Origin of the sequence: Streptomyces sp. BR123 (assembly GCF_013401435.1) — a bacterium.
Taxonomy (GTDB): domain Bacteria; phylum Actinomycetota; class Actinomycetes; order Streptomycetales; family Streptomycetaceae; genus Streptomyces.
The window spans coordinates 1-17,246 of record NZ_JACBGN010000154.1 but is presented as its reverse complement, the minus strand read 5'-3'; the positions used below and the strand labels follow the sequence as shown (position 1 = coordinate 17,246).

The 17,246-nt window shown below is 72.2% G+C and carries 17 protein-coding genes; 6 read left to right on the top strand and 11 right to left on the bottom strand.

Translation table 11 applies throughout. The features are described from left to right. The 4 genes from HYE82_RS22330 to HYE82_RS22315 form a co-directional block, all read right to left on the bottom strand. On the bottom strand, positions 1 to 605 hold a 605-nt coding region (locus HYE82_RS22330; protein WP_179175910.1), incomplete at its 3' end, for a dTDP-4-dehydrorhamnose 3,5-epimerase family protein. After that, positions 602 to 1,444 carry a trans-aconitate 2-methyltransferase gene (locus HYE82_RS22325; RefSeq protein ID WP_179175909.1) on the bottom strand — a complete coding sequence of 281 codons (843 nt, stop codon included), beginning with the start codon at positions 1,442 to 1,444 and terminating at the stop codon, positions 602 to 604. The genes HYE82_RS22325 and HYE82_RS22330, both read right to left, overlap by 4 nt. 24 nt (positions 1,445 to 1,468) lie before the next feature. Then, positions 1,469 to 2,605: a DegT/DnrJ/EryC1/StrS aminotransferase family protein gene (locus HYE82_RS22320; RefSeq protein WP_179175908.1), complete on the bottom strand. Its 1,137-nt coding sequence runs from the start codon at positions 2,603 to 2,605 to the stop codon at positions 1,469 to 1,471. After that, a complete protein-coding gene (locus tag HYE82_RS22315; RefSeq protein WP_179175907.1) occupies positions 2,602 to 3,966 on the bottom strand; it encodes an NDP-hexose 2,3-dehydratase family protein in 1,365 nt (454 codons plus the stop codon). The genes HYE82_RS22320 and HYE82_RS22315 overlap by 4 nt, the downstream gene beginning before the upstream one ends. Before the next feature lie 264 nt (positions 3,967 to 4,230). Between HYE82_RS22315 and HYE82_RS22310 the strand changes: the two genes are divergently transcribed. Both HYE82_RS22310 and HYE82_RS22305 read left to right on the top strand, forming a co-directional pair. Beyond that, entirely contained in the window at positions 4,231 to 5,457 is a 1,227-nt protein-coding gene (locus HYE82_RS22310; protein WP_179175906.1) for a serine hydrolase domain-containing protein, read from the top strand. Between the two features lie 35 nt (positions 5,458 to 5,492). After that, positions 5,493 to 6,728: a nucleotide disphospho-sugar-binding domain-containing protein gene (locus HYE82_RS22305; protein ID WP_179175905.1), complete on the top strand. Its 1,236-nt coding sequence runs from the start codon at positions 5,493 to 5,495 to the stop codon at positions 6,726 to 6,728. 187 nt (positions 6,729 to 6,915) lie between these two features. On the opposite strand, the gene HYE82_RS22300 is transcribed toward HYE82_RS22305, so the two are convergent. The 5 genes from HYE82_RS22300 to HYE82_RS38355 form a co-directional block, all read right to left on the bottom strand. After that, positions 6,916 to 7,953, bottom strand: a complete 1,038-nt coding sequence (locus HYE82_RS22300; protein ID WP_179175913.1) for an LLM class flavin-dependent oxidoreductase — start codon at positions 7,951 to 7,953, stop codon at positions 6,916 to 6,918. A 68-nt stretch (positions 7,954 to 8,021) separates the two neighbouring features. After that, entirely contained in the window at positions 8,022 to 8,753 is a 732-nt protein-coding gene (locus tag HYE82_RS22295) for an SDR family NAD(P)-dependent oxidoreductase (protein WP_179175904.1), read from the bottom strand. Positions 8,754 to 8,799: 46 nt separating this feature from the next. Further along, a complete protein-coding gene (locus HYE82_RS22290; protein ID WP_256987542.1) occupies positions 8,800 to 9,270 on the bottom strand; it encodes a nuclear transport factor 2 family protein in 471 nt (156 codons plus the stop codon). Positions 9,271 to 9,434: 164 nt separating this feature from the next. Further along, positions 9,435 to 10,352, bottom strand: a complete 918-nt coding sequence (locus tag HYE82_RS22285) for an MBL fold metallo-hydrolase (protein ID WP_179175903.1) — start codon at positions 10,350 to 10,352, stop codon at positions 9,435 to 9,437. Next, positions 10,349 to 11,131 (bottom strand): AfsR/SARP family transcriptional regulator, encoded by a 783-nt coding sequence (locus HYE82_RS38355; protein ID WP_309144409.1) that lies wholly within the window; start codon positions 11,129 to 11,131, stop codon positions 10,349 to 10,351. Before HYE82_RS38355 ends, HYE82_RS22285 begins: the two co-directional genes overlap by 4 nt. A gap of 516 nt (positions 11,132 to 11,647) precedes the next feature. Between HYE82_RS38355 and HYE82_RS22275 the strand changes: the two genes are divergently transcribed. Further along, on the top strand, positions 11,648 to 12,811 hold the full coding sequence (locus HYE82_RS22275; RefSeq protein WP_179175901.1) for an acyl-CoA dehydrogenase family protein: 1,164 nt from the start codon (positions 11,648 to 11,650) through the stop codon (positions 12,809 to 12,811). A 317-nt stretch (positions 12,812 to 13,128) separates the two neighbouring features. On the opposite strand, the gene HYE82_RS22270 is transcribed toward HYE82_RS22275, so the two are convergent. Both HYE82_RS22270 and HYE82_RS22265 read right to left on the bottom strand, forming a co-directional pair. Further along, entirely contained in the window at positions 13,129 to 13,350 is a 222-nt protein-coding gene (locus HYE82_RS22270) for a hypothetical protein (RefSeq protein ID WP_179175900.1), read from the bottom strand. Between the two features lie 85 nt (positions 13,351 to 13,435). Beyond that, a complete protein-coding gene (locus HYE82_RS22265; protein ID WP_179175899.1) occupies positions 13,436 to 14,344 on the bottom strand; it encodes a nitroreductase/quinone reductase family protein in 909 nt (302 codons plus the stop codon). Between the two features lie 58 nt (positions 14,345 to 14,402). On the opposite strand from HYE82_RS22265, the gene HYE82_RS22260 reads away from it, so the two are divergent. The 3 genes from HYE82_RS22260 (at position 14,403) to leuE (ending at position 16,977) form a co-directional block, all read left to right on the top strand. Continuing rightward, entirely contained in the window at positions 14,403 to 14,570 is a 168-nt protein-coding gene (locus HYE82_RS22260) for a hypothetical protein (protein WP_179175898.1), read from the top strand. A gap of 248 nt (positions 14,571 to 14,818) precedes the next feature. Further along, positions 14,819 to 15,784 carry a superoxide dismutase gene (locus tag HYE82_RS22255; RefSeq protein ID WP_256987541.1) on the top strand — a complete coding sequence of 322 codons (966 nt, stop codon included), beginning with the start codon at positions 14,819 to 14,821 and terminating at the stop codon, positions 15,782 to 15,784. A 536-nt stretch (positions 15,785 to 16,320) separates the two neighbouring features. After that, on the top strand, positions 16,321 to 16,977 hold the full coding sequence (gene leuE / locus HYE82_RS22245) for a leucine efflux protein LeuE (RefSeq protein ID WP_179175911.1): 657 nt from the start codon (positions 16,321 to 16,323) through the stop codon (positions 16,975 to 16,977). Positions 16,978 to 17,246: the final 269 nt, after the last annotated feature.

Here is a 17,246-nt window from a genome sequence, read left to right as displayed (position 1 = left end):
GTCCCATCCACCCCAGTCGCCCCAGCCGCCCCGCAGTCGGCGTACTGCGGCAGCAGCCCGCCCACACGGGCGGCGGCCAGCGACGGCGCCGACCGGTCGCGTTGGGACAGTACCCACTCCACCCCCGGCGGCAGGTCCAGGCCGAGTTCCGGGTCGAGCGGGTGTACGGCGCGTTCCCGGTCCGCCCGGTAGGCCGCGGACAGCAGGTAGACCATCACGGTGTCGTCCTCCAGCGCGGCGAACAGGTGCCCCACACCGGGCGGCAGGTACAGCGCGGTGCCCGCCTCCGGGTCCAGCTCCACCTGCCGGCTCTGCCCGTACGTGGGCGAGCCGATCCGGAGGTCGACGACGACGTCGAGCGCCCGCCCGCCCGCGCACACCACGTACTTGGCCATGGACCCCGGAGCGGCCGTGAAGTGCACCCCGCGCACGACCCCCCGCCGGGAGACGCTCGTGCTGACCTGGGCGACCGGGAACAGCGGCCGGCCGAGCGCCTCGCCGAACGCGGCTTCCTGGTGCGGGGAGCGGAACGAGCCGCGCTCGTCGTGGAAAACCTCGGGCTCGAAGGCGTACGCGCCGTCGATGCCCAGTTCGCGGACCTTCACGCGGCACCGCCGGGGCGGGTGGCGACGAACAGGCCGGGGCCGAACAGCTCGTGCCGGACGTACTCGGGCTCCAGCCCCGCCCGGTGGAACGCCGCCTCGTACTCCGCCTGCTCGAACAGCGTCATCACGTGCGTGTCGGTGAAGTGCTCGACGCCCGTCTCGGGGGCGGCGACCGTGTAGTGCACCTCCATCCGGCTGCAGCGGCCCTCGCGGACGGTGTGGGAGACGCGGGCGATGGTCCGCCCGTCGGCCCTGACCACGTCGGCGCCGACCCAGCCGGGCAGGAAGTCCTGCGGGAACCACCAGGGTTCGACGACGAGCACGCCGCCGGGTGCGAGGTGGTCGGCCAGGTTGCGTACGGCCGCGTCCAGGTCGTCGGCGGTGGCGAGGTAGCCGACCGAGCTGAACATGCAGGTGACGGCGGAGAAGGTGCGGCCGAGCCGGAAGTCGCGCATGTCGCCCCGGACCAGCGGGGTGCCGGGGCTGTTCCGGGCGGCGACGGCGAGCATCTCGGCGGACAGGTCGACGCCGACGGCGTCGGCGAAGGAGCCGGTGAGCTCGGCCAGGTGCGCGCCGGTGCCGCAGGCGACGTCCAACAGCGAGCCCGCCGTCGACGAGCCCGCCGTCGACGAGCCCGCCGTCGACGAGCCCGCCGTCGACGAGGCCGGCGCCCCGGCCGCGCCGCGCTGTGCGACGAGATCGCGCACGGCGGCCGCCTCGGCCCGGTAGTCCTTGCCGCGGCCGCGGTAGAAGTCGTGGTAGACGTCGGCGCGGCGGTAGATGAGGGTGGCGGTGTCCGCGGTGGTGTCCGCGGTGGTGTCCGTGGTGGTGCCAGGCATGGTGAACCTCCTTCGATGGGGCGGCTAGAGCGCGCGGGCCGTGGTCGTGAGGACGTCGCGGAGCGCGTCGATGACCTTGTCCTGGAGGGACTCCGGCAGTGACGGGTACATGGGCAGCGAGAAGATCTCCCCGGCCAGCCTCTCGGTGACGGGCAGGGAGCCCGTCGGCACGCCGAGGTGGGCGAAGCCGCGCATGGTGTGGACCGGCCACGGATAGCTGACGTTGAGCGCGATGTCGTGGCGTTCCTTCAGCACCCGGATGATCTCGTCGCGGCGCGGGTGGCGGACGACGTACACGTAGTAGACGTGCTCGTTGCCGGGGGTGACGGTCGGCAGGGTCAGCCCGTCCGGCCCGCACAGGTCCGCGAGCCCCTCGGCGTAGCGGCGGGCGACCCGTCGGCGGCCGGCGATGTAGGCGTCGAGCCGGGCCAGTTTGCGGCGGAGGATCTCGGCCTGCACCTCGTCGAGACGGCTGTTGTGCCCGGGTGTCTGCTCGACGTAGTAGACCTCCTCCATGCCGTAGTAGCGGAGCCTGCGCAGGGCGCGATCGGTGTCCGCGGAGCCGGTCAGGACGGCGCCGCCGTCGCCGTACGCACCGAGGACCTTGGTGGGGTAGAAGGAGAAGGCGGCGGCGTCGCCCGTCGTGCCGGCGAGCCGGCCGTTGCGGCGGGCGCCGTGGGCCTGCGCGCAGTCCTCGACGACGGCCAGACCGTGCTTGCGGGCGAGGCGCTGCAGCGGCTCCATGTCGACGCACTGGCCGTAGAGGTGGACGGGCAGGAGCGCCTTCGTCCGCGGGGTGATCGCGGCCTCCACCTGGTCGGTGTCCATGAGGTGGTCCTCGGCGCGTACGTCGACGAACACCGGGACGGCGCCGGCCCCGTCGATGGCGACGACGGTGGGGGCGGCGGTGTTGGAGACGGTGATGACCTCGTCGCCGCGTCCGATGCCGAGGGATTCCAGGGCGAGTTTCACCGCGTTGGTGCCGTTGTCCACGCCGATGCAGTGCGCCATGCCGTGGTAGGCGGCGAACTCGTTCTCGAAACCGCGCACGCTCTCGCCCAGCACCAGCCTGCCGCTGGAGAAGACCTGCTGCACGGCGTCGAGGATGTCCTCCCGTTCCGCCGCGTACTCGGGAAGGTAGTCCCAGACATGGGTGGTCACTCGTCGTCCTCCTTGTGGAAGCCCGCGAACGTCAGCAGGCTTCTGGCCTCGACGTTCAGGTGGTTGCCGTATCTGACGAAGTCGGTGAGCTGGCGCAGGGTGACCCAGGCGTAGTCGTCGGGGACCTCCAGCGGGAAGCCCTCCTCGACCTCGACGAGGAGGTAGCGGTTCTGCGCGTGGTAGAAGCGGCCGCCCTCCTCGGAGTGCACGCGGTCGAAGCGGATCCGCTCCGGCGGCGCGTCGAGCACCGCGGACAGGAACGCCGGCCTGCGGCCCTCGGGCAGCCCGCGGTAGTTGTCGGGCTGGCACTGCACGGTGGGCGCCATCTCCACGGCGTCGAAGGCGCCCGTCTCGACCCGGGCCTGCACCAGCGCGTGCAGTACGCCGCCGATGCGGCGGACGAGGAACGCGATGACGCCCTGGCTGCGCGGCTCGAACATGGGCTGCTGCCAGCGTGCGACCTCGCGGCTGTCGGCCTCGACGGACACCCCGATGACGGCGAAGTGCTGGTCCCGGTCGTGGACGAGGGCGCCGTCGCGCAGGCCCCAGCCGTCGACCTTGGTCAGCGGGATCTGCTGCCGGGCGAGGGTGCAGCGGTTCTTGGCCTCGGTGAACCAGCTCAGCAGGTGGGTGGTGTCGTGCAGGGCGATGCCGGCGGACTCCCAGGAGCGGGCCAGCGCGCCGCGGAAGGTGTCCGCGACGAGGTCGGCGCTGCGGTCCCGCCAGGAGGCGGCGCCCGCCAGCACCGTGCGGGTGTCCATGTTGACCAGATTGGGTTCGTGCAGCAGCCCGGCGATCTGCTCGAAGTCCAGCCAGCAGAAGTCGTCCAGCAGCGGGACGTCCACGTCCCCGTCCACCTGGACGATCATGTTGCGGTTGCGCTTGGCCAGGAACCAGGACGCCTGCTCCGACTGGAGCACGTCGGACAGGATCCGGCCGGAGCGCGGGGCGGTGAAGTACTCCAGGTAGGGAACGGACCTGCCGCCGTGCGCGCCGGTGAAGTTGCTGCGGGTCGCCTGCACCGTCGGGGACAGCTGCAGGCCGTTGACGTTGCCCGGCTCCATCTTGACCTGGAGCAGGAAGTGCAGGACGCCGGCGAACTCCTTGACCAGGATACCGAGGACGCCCTGTTCGGGCTGGACGATGATCGGCTGCTGCCAGGAGTCCACCTCCCGGCCGGAGTTCCTGATGTCCAGGCCCTCGACGGTGAAGAACCGCCCGGTGCGGTGGACGATGTTGCCGGTGTCCGGGTCCGTGCGCCAGCCGTCGAGCGCTTCGAGAGGGACCCGGTCCACCCGGTACCCGTGGGCACGGCAGCGCCGCGCGTACCACTCGTGGAATTCGGCTATGTCGGAGAACAAGCTGCCACCTCCCGTACAGAAAGGCCCCTCCCGTTCCGGCATGGGGAACATGACTTTCTGAGGAGAACATCCTTTGTGCGGAATCGCATGGCGACGATACTGCCAGACGATTTCCGGCGCGGTCACCCCGCTGCGGGCGCCGTATTTCAGGCGCGAGCGGAAAGCGACCGGTATTCGAGCCGGGCCCGAGCGGTGGCCGGATCATCACAGGTCGAAGCCGGCGGCCTGGCCGGGGCGGCCGCCCTCCCCGCACGCGAAGGACTGATGACAGTGCAGCAATTCCACCGGGCCGGGACGGCCGGGACGGCCGGGGGCGCGCTCACCGAGGACGCGCTTGCCGAGCACGCGTTCGTCGACGACGCTTTCGCCGAGGTCGCCCGCGCCTTCGAGGAGAACTTCGCCGCCGGCGCGGAGGTCGGCGCGGCCGTCTGCGTCTACCACCGCGGGCGGCCCGTGGTGGACCTGTGGGCCGGCTGGGCCGACCCCGACCGTACGGACCCCTGGCGGGCCGGGACCTTGGGCGTCCTCGCCTCGCCCACGAAGGCGCTGGTCACGGCGGCCTTCCTGCACCTGGCGGAGCGGGACGGCCTGGATCTGGACGAGCCCGTCGCCGAGGTCTGGCCCGAGTTCGCCGCGCACGGCAAGGCCGGCATCACCCCGCGCATGATCCTCTCCCACCGCTCGGGGGTGGTCTGCCTCGACCACGCCCCGCTGACGCTCGCGGCGCTGCGCGCGCACACGCCGGTGGCCGAGGCGCTCGCGGCGGCCCGGCCCGAGTGGGAGCCCGGCACCGCGCACGGCTACCACGCCACCACCTACGGGCACCTGCTGAGCGAGCTGATCAGGCGCCGCACCGGGCTGACCGCCGGCCGCTACTTCGCCCGCCACCTCGCCGGGCCGCTCGGCCTGGACGCCCACATAGGCCTGCCCGACGGCGCCGGGGCGCACCTCGCCACCATGCTGGAGTCCAAGGCCGAGGCCCTCATGGCCGGCGCCGACCCCGGGGAGGTCGAGGAACTGCGTGAGCCCAGCACCCTCACCTACCGGGCGACCATCGGCAGCATGTCCCAGGATCCGGCCGACCCGGCCGTCGAGGACCCCTCGTACGGCGGGCTGGCCAGTGCGCACGCCCTGGCCCGGCTGTTCGCCGCGCTGGTCGGGGAGGTGGACGGCATCCGGCTGATCGGTCCCGAGCGCACCGCCGAACTGGCCCGCCCGCACTCCGGCGGACCCTGCAAGGTCATGCTGACGCCGCTCACCTGGGGACTGGGCGTGCAGCTGGCGGACAGCGCGGTGTTCCCGGCGGACGCCGGACTGAAGAATTCGTTCGGACTGAGCGGCGCGAACGGTGTCTTCACTTTCGCCGATCCCGAACGCGAGCTCGCATTCGGATACGTCCCCAATATGGGGTCCTCGGTCATGGGCAGCATGGACGGCCGAATCCGCCGGCTCGTGGAGGCGGTTTTCCGGAGCGTCGACCGAATTCAGTGAACGGGGTCTTTCCCCGTCGAGAAAAGGAGTCGCAGATGCGGATCCTGTTCCCGGCAGCGCCGGGATACGGGCTGATGCTGCCGCTCGTGCCGCTCGTCTGGGCGGCGCGGGCGGCGGGCCACGAAGTACTCGTCGCCACCACCGCCCACATGGCGAAGGTGGCGGCCTGGGCCGGCGCGCCGGTCGTCGACGTGTTCCCCGGACGGGACCTCGGCGAGGACCTGGTGGGCGGCCCGCCCGGCCCCGGCCCCGGCCCCGGGACCGGCGCGGATGCCGGGGTTCCCGAGGGGTACTGGGAACTCGCCCGCGCCATGCGGCCGTTCGACCTGTTCACCCTGGCCATGACCCGGGGCACGATCGACGCCGGCCGGGATTTCGGAGCGGACCTCGTCGTCCACTGCTCCGACCACCAGGCGGGCCGACTGGCCGCGCTGGCCCTGGGCGTGCCGGCCCTGGAGGTCGGCAACCGGGTGTCCTGGTCGATGCGCGACCCGGACGTGCGCGAAACCGCCCGGCACAACCACCGCATGGGCATCGCCCCGGACGACAACCCGGTGGTGCTCCGGCTCCGCGGGGAACTGGGACTCGGCGACCGGGAGCCCGTCCTCCTCGGCCGGGTGGACCCCCGCGCCCCCAGCCTCGGCGGCCTGGAGCACGAGGAGCCCGATCCGCGTGACGGCGTCCCCTGGCTGCCGATGCGCTACGTGCCGTACAACGGGGGCGCGGTGCTCCCGGACTGGGCGCTGCGCGCGCCGGGCAGGCCCCGGATCTGCCTCACGCTGGGCACGGTCGCGCCCCTGCTGCCGGGCGGCGCCGATGCGCTGCGCCTGCTCGTGGAGGCCCTCGCCGGGCTGGACGCGGAGGTGGTCCTCGCCGATGACGAGACCGACCTGAGCGCACTCGGCCCGCTGCCCGGCAACCTGATCCCGGCCGGCTTCGTCCCGCTCTCCGGCATCCTGCGCGACTGCGACCTCGTGGTCCACCACGGCGGATCGGGCACCACCGCGACAGCCCTGCACTACGGGGTGCCGCAGCTGGTGGTCCCCAGCGGCGCGGACAACGAGCTGTGCGCCCGCCGCGTGGTGGACCGCGGGGTGGGGCTGGCCGTGGCGCCGCAGGAGCTCGACGCCGCCGGGATCGGGGAGGCCGCCGGCCGGCTGCTGGCGGACGCGTCCTTCCGGCACGCGGCGGAAGAGGTGCGGCGCGAGATGGCCGGGCAGCCGACGCCGGCCGACGTGATCGCCCGGATCACCGCGGCGATGGCCGTCTGACGGCCGTACGGAACGCGCGCACGGAAGCGGGCGGGACTCCCGGCGGAGGAGTCCCGCCCGCTTCCGTCTGCCGGGCCCGTACGCCGTGCCCGGGCCCGTACGCCGTGCCCGGGAACGGCACACGGCCCGTGCCCGGGCCGTGTGCCGCTCCGGTTCCGTATGCCCGTGGCGCCTTCCGTACCGGGCGTCAGTCGTCGCGTACGCCCGACAGGTCCAGGGCTGCCATCGCTCGCTCCAGGACCGCGATGCGCTCGTCGAGCCCGACGGCCACCGCGGAGATCATGACGCTGAGCGTGGTGACGCCCGCCTTCGCGTACGCGCGCATCCGCTCGGCCACCCGGTCCACCGGCCCGACCAGCGCGGTGCGGTCCACGAACCCGGCCGGCACCGCCCGGGCCGCCCCGCCCCTGTCCCCTTCGGCCGCCAGCCTGCCCACCTCGGCGGCCTGCGCACCGAAACCCATGCGGGTGGCGAGCGCGATGTAGAAGTTCCGCTCCGGTGCGCCGATGCCCATCAGGTACGCGTAGTGGGCCCGCAGGAGGTCCACGCAGGCGTCGGTGTCCTCGCCGATCGCGGTGGCCAGGCACGGCATCACGTCGAAGCCGGCCGGCGGCCGCCCTGCCCGTTCGCGGCCCGTCGCGATGTGCGCCACGGACTCGGCGACCTGGTCGGGGGCGGCGAACACGCCGATCCAGCCGTCGGCGATCTCGCCCGCCAGGGCGAGGTTGCGCGGCCCGACCGCGCCCAGGTAGACGGGTACGGGAGCCCCGGCCGGCTCGGTGATCACGTGCAGCGGGGCGGCGCCGGACCCGGAGGACGGGAGCCGGTAGTGCCGGCCCTCGTAGCGCACCGGCTCGCCCCGCAGCGCCTGCCGGACGATCTCCACGTACTCCCGGGTCCGGCCCAGCGGCTCCGCGAAGGGAACGCCGTACCAGCCCTCGGACACGTCGGGGTTGGACACCCCGAGCCCCAGCCGGAACCGGCCGCCGGACAGCGACTGCAGGGTCGCGGCGGTCAGGGCGGCCAGCGCCGGGCTGCGGGCGGGTATCTGCATCACGGCGGACCCCAGGGCGATCCGCTCGGTCCGCCCGGCCACGAGGCCGAGCACGCTGGCGGCGTCCGAGCGGTAGCCCTCGGGCGCGAGTGCCACGTCGTAGCCCAGCCGTTCGGCCGCGACGGCGAGTTCCGCGGCACCCTGGTAGCTCAGGTTCACGCCCAGTTTCACGGTGTCGTCGTCCTCATCTGTCTCCATCCTTCGGTACCGGTGCGGACAGGGATGCTGACCCGTTCGGATCAGATCAGCAGGTGGGCGCCGCCGTCGGCGAGGACGACCTCGCCGGTGGTGTAGGCGGACCGGTGCAGGCCCACCACGAGTTCGGCGATGTCCTCCGGGGTGCCGGTGCGGCGCAGCGGCACGGCCTGCCGCACCCGTTCGCGGATCTCGGTGAAGGCTTCCGTCCACGGGGTGTCGACGAGCCCGGGCGCGATGGCGTTGACCCGGACGCCCGGGCCGACGGCGCCGGCCAGCAGCCGGGTCATGTGGTTGACGGCGGCCTTGCTGACGGCGTACGGGATGGAGCTGCCGGCCGGCCTGACCCCGGCGACGGAGGAGATGTTGACGATGTGGCCGGCCCCGGACGCGCGCAGCAGCGGCATGGCGGCGGCGGACGTCTGCCAGGTGCCGACCACGTTGACGCCGAGGATGTCCTGCCACACCTCGGCGGTGGCCGCGTCGAGGTCGGTGTGGGGGATGGCGCGGGTCACCCCGGCGTTGTTGACGAGCAGGTCGAGTACGCCGAACTCCTCGGCGACCTCGTCCAGCAGCTGCCGTACCTGGCCGGCGTCGGAGATGTCCGCCTGTACGAACCGGGCGTCGGGCAGCGACTCGGCGAGCCGGCGGCCCGCCTCGGCGCTGCGCGCCGCGTTGACCACCACCGTCATCCCCTCGGCGGAGAGTCTGCGGGCGATGGCGGCGCCGATCCCGGACGACGATCCGGTCACCAGGGCGACGGGCTTGCTGGACATGGCGGAGGTGCTCCCTTCGGGGGTCGTCACGGTGCGGGGCGGCGGCTCAGCACGGCATGTGCTGGTCGTGCTCGACGCGGCGGGAGCGGTTGCGCACCACGCCGTCCTCGATCGCCAGCACGTCGCGGACCAGGCAGCTGGGGCCGACGACCGGCTCCTTGACCCCCGGCCGGACGGTCAGCACCAGTGCGTAGAAGACGGCGTCGAAGGAGCCGTCCTCGCGCGGGCTGAGGTCGATCATGTTGAACCAGTGCCGCCGCTGCACCGGGTCGTCGGCGAACCGCTCGTGGAAGGCGTGCAGTTCGGCGACGATGCCGGCCGGGGTGCGGGCCGGGGGCATCCCCGGGGTGTGCTGGAACTCGCCGTCCTCGGTGAAGGTCGCGGCGTACTCCTCGAACTTCCCGCTGTCGAGGAACTGGACCTGGCGGGCGTAGTGCTGCCCGACCGCGGCGTAGAGGTCGGCGAAGGTGCTGCCGGCGGACGTCATCGAAGAACTCGTCATCGAAGAACTCGTCATCGAAGAACTCCAGAGGGCTCGGGTACGTACGGCTGACCGGGCGGCCGGGCCCGCACGGGGCCCGGCCGCCCGGGAGCGCGATCCTGCGAAGCGGCCCTCAAGGCCGGCTGGAGGGACGTGCGGGGCCGCCCTCGAAAGCCGCTGGAGGCACTGCGGTCCGGGTGTCAGGCGTGGCAGGCGAGGGGCGCCCCGCGGTAGGCGGTCATCTCCCGGAAGAGGGTGTCCACCTCCGCGATCACGGCCCGCATGTCCAGCGCCTCGCCGTGGGCCCGGTCCGCCTCCTCGGCGAAGGCGCGGTGCAGGTTGGGGACGATCCGCTCCGGATCCAGCAGCCCGGCGAACGGGCCGAGGTCCGCCTCCCGGGCCACCTCCCACGGGGTGAGCCCGGCGGCCGCACCGTCCCGGGCCAGCTCCTGCACCCAGCGCAGGTACGCCTCCGTGGTGTCGAGCACCTCGGCCCCGCCGACCGTGCCGTGCCCGGCCACGACGACGGCCGGGTCCAGCGCCCGCATCCGCTCGACGGCCCTCAGTGATCCGGCCACCGATCCCATCGGCAGGAACGGCGTCACCCCGGACATGACCACGTCCCCGGTGAACAGCACCCGCCGCTCGGGCACCCACACGGCGGTGTCGTTGGTGCTGTGCGCGACCCCCAGGTGGAGGAGCCGGGCCGTCAGCCCGCCCACGTGCAGGGTCAGCTCGTCCCGGTAGGTGGCGTGGGGCAGCACCAGCTCGATGTCGCCCCACTCGACCTCCGGCCACAGCCCCGTCAGGTGCAGGCCCGCCGCGGCCATCTCGCGCCGCGTCTCGTGGTGCGCGTAGACCACCGCCTCGGGGAACACGAAGTTGCCGAAGGTGTGGTCCCCGTGCGAGTGCGTGTTGACCACCGCGTACGGGACCGGCCGGTCGTCGGCGAGCACCGCCGCGCGGAGCCGGCGGGCCCGGGCTTCGGTGGCCGCGGTGTCGACCAGTACCGCCCGGCCGTCCGAGACGACGATCCCCGCGTTGTTCACGCACCAGCTGCCGTCGGGCTGGACGTAGGCGAACACCCCGTCCGCGACCTCGCTCAGCACACCGCTCATGTCAGCACGTAGTCGCGGAGCGACAGGTTGGCGGTGTTCGACAGCAGCTCCCGGTGGAGGCTCTGCAGCCGGCCGGACGGCTCCACGCCCAGCTCCCCGATCAGCGCCTGCCGGAGCCCGCGGAAGACCTCGAGGGCGCGCCAGCCCGCTCCCGAGCGCTGGTAGGCGATCATGAGGCATGCGGCCAGCTTCTCGTGCAGCGGGTGCTCCTCGACGAGTTTGCGCAGTTCCGGAATGAGAGCGGCGCTCTTGCCGAGCCAGAGGTCCGCGAGAATGCGCTGTTCCAGAACTCGCATACGGGCTTCGTTCAAGCCCATCAGCTCCATGGAGAGAATGCGGCCGACGGGGACGTCCATCAATGCCGGGCCGCGCCACAATGCCAGCGCCTGGTGCAGGTATTTCGATGCACCGGCCGCGTCGCCGCGTTCCAGTGCGTTATCGCCGGAGCTGGCGAGTGACTCGAATTCGATGAGGTCGAAGGATTTCGGCTTGACAGTGAGCTGGTATCCGTTGAAGCGGGTGGCCAGCAGGTCCTTGGGGGTGCTCCCGGTTCCTTCCGGAAGCGTTTCCACGATGAGTCTGCGCAGGTGGAGGACGTAGGTCTGGAGGGTGGTCATCCCGCTGCGAGGGATGTCCTCGCCCCATACCTCCTCCATCAGGGTCGGTACCTGGACGACCCTGCCGCAGCGGAGGGCGAGCAGGGCGAGCAGCTGCCGCGGCTTCCCCGCGGTGGGCACGATGGACTGGCCGTTGAATTCGACGACTAACGGTCCGAGCACGCTGATATCAGCGAACGGAAGGGACTCAGGCGGTCGATAGGAGCCCGTTGACACGATATAAACCCCCGATGAAGAGAGCGGATCGGCCCACTGATTGCCAGTCGGCCAGATGCCTATCGGAGGTTACGACTCCCACAACCCAAGATCAAGCAAAGTTCAACGGCATGACTAGCACGTGCGAACGCCGCGCGGCTGGCCGATTCACGTGATCGGCCGAGGTTGTGATACCGCGCGTGAGTACGGTGCTCAGGCCGCCCGCACAAGCGCGACGAGCCGGATCCGATATCCGGACCGGAGGTGGGTGCGGAAAGTTTGTCAAATGCAGCTGTGAGATGTCCCACTCCCTGGTGGCCCGACGGCCCTGTGGCTGGCTTTGTGACCCGCCCGACGGGCGGTCCGATGGCCGGAAGACGGCGCTCTAGCAGCCCTGTAGCGGAGTTGTAGCCGCGCTGTACTGCCGTCCGATCGGCACGGCCGACCCTTGCCGCCCGCACACCCCGTGAGGAGAGCCGACCGATGCCCCAGCAGACCCCGTCAGCACCCGGACCGGCCCGCGCGGCGCTCGACGCCGTGACGGCTCTCGCAGCGCAGCGCGCCGAGGCAGCCGAAGCCGCCCGTTCCCTTGACCCGGACGTCGTGCGGGCGCTGCGCGACGCGGGCTTCGCCCGCCACTTCGTCCCGGCCGCGCACGGCGGCTCCGAGGGCGGCTTCACCGGGATCGCCGGCGCGGTCGCCGAGATCGGCGCCGCCTGCCCGGCCACCGCCTGGTCCGCCTCCATCGCCCTCAGCCTGTCCCGGATGGCCGGGTTCCTGCCCGAGCAGGGCCGCAAGGAGATCTGGCAGGACGGCCCGGACACCCTGGTCGTCGGCTCCGTCTCGCCCAAGGGCCGGGCCCTGCCGAAGGACGGCGGCTGGCGGCTGACCGGAACCTGGCCCTACGTCAGCGTCGTCGAGCACGCGGACTGGGCCCTGCTGCTCGGCCTGGCCAAGCGCCCGGACGGCCCGGCCGAGCGCCGGCTGTTCGCCGTGCCCCGCTCCGACCTCCGCATCGAGCGGACCTGGTCCGACATCGGGATGCGGGCCACCGGCAGCCACACCCTGAGCGTCGACGACGCCTACGTGCCCGAGGAACTGACCTTCCCCGCAGAAGACCTGACGGTCGGCCGGGCCCCCGCCGGCACCGGTCCCGGCCAGGGCGTGCCGCTCGCCGCCGTGAACGGGCTGTTCTTCTGCCTGCCGATGCTCGGCGCCGCGCAGGGCGCGCTCGCGCACTGGTCGGCGTACGCGGCCGACCGGATACGGGACGAGCGGCCGGGGCAGCCGGGACCCGCCCGTTCCTTCTACGAGGAGACCCTGGCCCGGTCCGCGGGTGAGATCGACGCCGCCCGCCTGCTGCTGGAGCGCGTCGCGGCCGTGGCCGACTCCGGCCGGAAGATCACCGCGCTGGAGATCGCCCGCGCCCAGCGGGACTGCGCGCTGGTGGCGGACCTGCTGGTCGCAGCCGTGGACCGGCTGTTCCGGGCCTCCGGGACGGCCGGGCACAGCGAGGACTCGCCGCTGCAGAGGCTGTGGCGGGACGTGCACTCGGCCGCCGGGCACATCGTGCTGCAGTTCGGGCCGAACGCCGCCGCGTACGCAGCCCGCGCCCTGGACACGGGCAGCGGCGGCGGGGCCTCGTAGCGCTGCTGCGTCGGGTGGTCCCACAGGGCTGTGGGGGAGCGGCCTGCCGTCAGGCGCTCAGGCGCTCAGGCGCTCAGGCGGTCAGCCGGTCAGCCGGTCAGGCGGACGGCCGGTCGGCGGTCAACCGGTCGGCGGTCAGTCGGTCAAGGCGGAACCCTCACCCGGGTCAGGTGGTCAAGGGGTCACCCAGGTCCGGTGGCCGCCCTGCCCACCGACCCCGCGGCCGTCATCGACGGCACGACGGACGATCCGGCGGGGCGCCGCGGCCGCGTCCGGCACCGCGACCGCCGCCGCGGGGCTGCGACGCCGTGGGGCGTTCAGCGGCGCTCCCAGTAGGCGCAGTCGCCGAGGCCGTCCAGGAACCTTCCCGTCGGACCGGGGCAGGGCCGGGGGGTTCCACTCGGAGGGGACACGCGCTCCCACTTGGCCGGACCCGACGGCGGGCCGTCCGCATCGTCCAGGTAGAGCGTGAGCGCTCCGCTCGCCAGCACCAGGGCCAGCCACCCCGCCCCCACCCAACGCCAGGTCTGCCGCGCCATCGTTCCACCTCTCCGTGCCGGTCGCCCCGGTCACGCAAGCCCCCCACACGCGCCCGTCTCCGCTTTCCGATGGCTGGTCGGGCCGTCAGGCGGCGGCCGGCGGCCCGGGCGGGAAGGGGATCTCGGAGAGCAGCGGCAGCAGGGACTCCTCCTCGTAGTCGAGGTGGGCGTTCAGCTCCTGGGACATCCGCGCCAGCTCCTTGCGGAACTGCTCCGGGTCCGCGCCGGCGATGTCGGCGAGCAGCCCGCTGAGCTCCTTCTGCAGCCGCGAGACCGTGAGGTGCTCGGTCCGCAGCCGCGCGAAGACGTCCTTCAGGTGCGGGTTCGCGGCCTCCATCGCGGGGAACATGTGGGCGTCCTCGCCGGTGTGGTGGATCTCCAGCGTCTGGCAGAACGCCAGGCAGTGCTGGCGGATCTGCAGCCCCAGCCCGGGCGCCGGCGGGGCGCCCTCGCCCCCGTGGGCGGGCAGCGAGTCGAAGTACGCGTCCACCTCGGCCGTGACGTGCCGCAGCTGCCCGCGCAGCCACACGTGCACCTCGACGAGCTTGTCGGCCAGGCTGCGCACCTCGGCCGGCCCCTCACCCGGAGCCGGGTCGTTCTTCTCCAGCACCACCACGGGCAGGATCCGCGTCGTGTTCTGCTGGTACTCGCCGTATCCCGGCTCCGCGCTCACCACGTGCTCGAACAGGCTGTCCCGGCGCTCGCCCTCGGCCGGCACGGCGACCGCCTCGAAGTGCTCGGTGCCGACCTCCACCTGGACCAGGGGGTTCGCGAGCACGTTGTGGTACCAGTCGGGGTGCTTGGGCCCGCCCATGTTGGAGCCGATCACCAGCAGCTGGTCGCCGTGGCGCACGTAGCCGAGCGGAACGGTGCGCTCGGCACCGGACTTGGCGCCCGTCGTGGTGAGCAGCAGCAGGTCGCTGCCCTCGAAGTAGCCGCCGACCTTTCCCTGGTTGGCGCGGAACTCGTCGATGACGGACTGGTTGAAGGACATGGGGGTTCGTCTCCCTCGGTGGTGGGCGGGGCGGTGGTGTGAAAGGGGGGAAGGCGCAATGGAGGAGCAGGAGGACGCCTGCGACGCGAACGTGAACGCGAACGCCAACGGAAACGGCAACGGGCACGTAGGCGGCGGCCCGGCAGACCCGGGCGGGCGGCGGTACGGAAACCCGCGCACGGCGGGGAAGCGGCGCGAAGGCGCCGGGATCAGGCAGTGCCTGTGATGAGAGAACGCATGGGACGGTACCCGATGTCAGGTGGTCGCCCGATCGCCGGCCGGCCCATTTCTCTTTGGCCGGCGCCACGCGCCACAGGACCCATTAGTACGACCGCCCCGGGATCTTGTCAACGCGGCCCCAGCCGCTCTCCGGCGGGATTCGAGCGGTCCTCCGGCGGGACTCGGGACACTGCGCCGACCATCAGGCGCACGTACGAGACACACCAACAGGGGGACGGGATGCACCGCACGGCCATGGCACGACGGCGGTTCCTCGGCATCGGCGCGGCCATCGGCGGCACCGCACTGCTCGGCACGGTCGGCAGTGGCCCGGCGACCGCCGCCGGGCGCGGAAGCCGGCCCGTATGGCCGGATGTGATCCATCTGCCGAACGGCTTCCACCCGGCCGGCATCGGCATCGGGTCCGCCCCGTACGCGTACTTCGGGTCGCTGCTCGGCGGCGCGGTCTACCGGGCGTCACTGCTCACCGGCGAGGGCAAGGTGATCAACCCGGGTCTGGGCGAGGGCCACTACGCGGTCGGCCTGCAGGTGGACGACCGGCAGCGCGTGTTCGTCGCCGGAGGCTGGGGCCGCCTGATCACCGTCATGGACGGCATCACCGGGAAGGTCATCGAAACGTACGAGGTCGGCAACGCCGACACCTTCGTCGACCACGTCGTCCTCACCCCGGGCGCGGTCTGGTTCACGGACTCCTTCAGCGGGCAGCTCTTCGGGCTGCCGCTCGGCCCGCGCGGCGAACTCCCGACGCGCGACGCCGTGGTGACCCTGCGCCTGGGCGGGGAATGGACGCAGGGCCCGTCGGACGGGCTCACCGCCACCGGCATCGCGGCCACCCCGGACGGCTCCGCGCTGCTCGTGGTCAACATCCACGCCCACGGCGGCAGCCTGTTCCGGGTGGATCCGGCCACCGGTGCCGCCCGCCGGGTCGACCTGGGCGGGGTCACGCTGCCCACCACCAACGGCATCCTGGTGCGCGGCCGCACCCTCTACGCGCCCCGCATGTCCGACCTTGCCGTCCTCCGCCTCGACCCGACGGGTCACAACGCCCGCCTGGTCCGGACGGTCACCGACCCGCGCTTCGAGACCCCCTGCGCGGCCGCCGTCCACGGCAACCGCATCTACCTCCCCAACTCCCGCTTCCCGCAACCGCCGGCCCCGGAGATCCCGTACAACGCGGTGGCCCTGACACTGCCGCTGTAGCGGGGGAGAGGCCCGTGACGGTGAACAACGCACGTGGCCGCGAGAACGGCTACAAGCGCTGCACCTCCTGCTCCATCGCGGACCTGACCGTCAACAAGTGTGATCCCCGCGGATTCCGGAAGGCGCTCGAGCAGACAACCGCGAGCATGGAATCAACCTGTTCTTCGAGGTCTACGACAGTGAACTGCAGGTCATGGTCTACGCGCGCGCCCTCGGGCCGACCAAGCGCAACAACGTCGACAAGCTCCGGCGGTTCGGGCGTCACGCGTGCATCCGGCAGACGCTGGGCGAGGTAGAGCTCTCCTCCGTCGAGTTCTCGCGGTTTATTCCGTTGCCGAACAGTCCGGCATGGGATCTGCTGGTCGACTACGAACGGCCGAACTCTTCAAAGCAGCGCCGAGATCGACAGCTACCTGGCCGCTCTGGGAATCGCCGCTGGCACGGGGGACCGGAAGGAAATGTTCGCCAGGTTGGCCGTGCCGCCTGGGGCTCGGCGGGCCGCAGAGCCCCAGGCGGGCGAAGAGAAGGGTGCCGGAATGCTGGGAGTGGAGAATCTGCTGACCTATGCCCTGGGGGCGTTGCTGATCATTCTGCTGCCGGGGCCGAGTTCTTTGTTCACGCTGTCGGTCGCCGCACGGCTCGGGGTCAGGGCCGGCTATCGTGCCGCGGCAGGGGTGTTCCTGGGCGAGTCCCTACTCATGGTGGCGACGGCGGCCGGGCTCGCTTCGCTGCTGCAGACCAACGAGCTGCTGTTCGCCATTGTGAAGTACGCCGGGGCAGGCTACCTGACCTGGATCGCGGTGGGCATGATCCGGGCGGCCTGGGCGATGTGGCGACGCCGCAGCGAGAAGACCGCGGAGGACGCCGCGGCCGCCCCTGACCCGTCGACGGGCGGAAGGCTGTTCCGGCGTTCGTTGGTGATCACCGTCCTGAACCCGAAGGCGATCTTGTTCTTCATCTCGTTCTTCGTGCAGTTCGTCGACCCCCAGTACGCGTACCCGGGGCTTTCCTTCGCGCTGCTCGCACTCGTCTACCAAGCCATCAGCATTGCGTACGTGACCGCGTTGATACTCGGGGGTACGTACCTCGCCACACAGTTCCGCCGCCGCCGGAAGCTGTCCGCGGGCCTCACGACGGGGGCGGGAGCGCTGTTCCTCGGTTTCGCGGCGAAGCTCGCCACAACGAGCAACTGAGCGTGGCACCGGCGTCCCTCACACCCTGTCCGCTTTGCTCGGCGGCTGGGACGCAGCGTGTAGCGAGGCGTGAGCGTCGGCCTGCTTGACCGCGACGCGGAGCCAGCCGACCATCGCGGCCCCTTGTTCTTGACCTGCCGGTAGACCGCCGTGGCCGCGGCGCCGAGCCGTTCGCCGAGGCTGCGCATCAGGAACGCTCGGGTCACGCCAGGAACGCTCCGGGTTCACATCAGGAACGTCCCGCCGCAGCCGCCGTCCCACGCCCCGCC

Coding starts and splice junctions, on each gene's coding strand:
- leuE (WP_179175911.1), top strand. CDS start 16,321: ATGCTGGGAGTGGAGAATCTGCTGACCTATGCCCTGGGGGCGTTGCTG.
- HYE82_RS22295 (WP_179175904.1), bottom strand. CDS start 8,753: ATGTCCAGCAAGCCCGTCGCCCTGGTGACCGGATCGTCGTCCGGGATC.
- HYE82_RS22255 (WP_256987541.1), top strand. CDS start 14,819: ATGGCACGACGGCGGTTCCTCGGCATCGGCGCGGCCATCGGCGGCACC.
- HYE82_RS22305 (WP_179175905.1), top strand. CDS start 5,493: ATGCGGATCCTGTTCCCGGCAGCGCCGGGATACGGGCTGATGCTGCCG.
- HYE82_RS22265 (WP_179175899.1), bottom strand. CDS start 14,344: ATGTCCTTCAACCAGTCCGTCATCGACGAGTTCCGCGCCAACCAGGGA.
- HYE82_RS22275 (WP_179175901.1), top strand. CDS start 11,648: ATGCCCCAGCAGACCCCGTCAGCACCCGGACCGGCCCGCGCGGCGCTC.
- HYE82_RS22285 (WP_179175903.1), bottom strand. CDS start 10,352: ATGAGCGGTGTGCTGAGCGAGGTCGCGGACGGGGTGTTCGCCTACGTC.
- HYE82_RS22260 (WP_179175898.1), top strand. CDS start 14,403: ATGGAGGAGCAGGAGGACGCCTGCGACGCGAACGTGAACGCGAACGCC.
- HYE82_RS22290 (WP_256987542.1), bottom strand. CDS start 9,270: ATGACGAGTTCTTCGATGACGAGTTCTTCGATGACGTCCGCCGGCAGC.
- HYE82_RS22310 (WP_179175906.1), top strand. CDS start 4,231: ATGACAGTGCAGCAATTCCACCGGGCCGGGACGGCCGGGACGGCCGGG.
- HYE82_RS22270 (WP_179175900.1), bottom strand. CDS start 13,350: ATGGCGCGGCAGACCTGGCGTTGGGTGGGGGCGGGGTGGCTGGCCCTG.
- HYE82_RS22325 (WP_179175909.1), bottom strand. CDS start 1,444: ATGCCTGGCACCACCACGGACACCACCGCGGACACCACCGCGGACACC.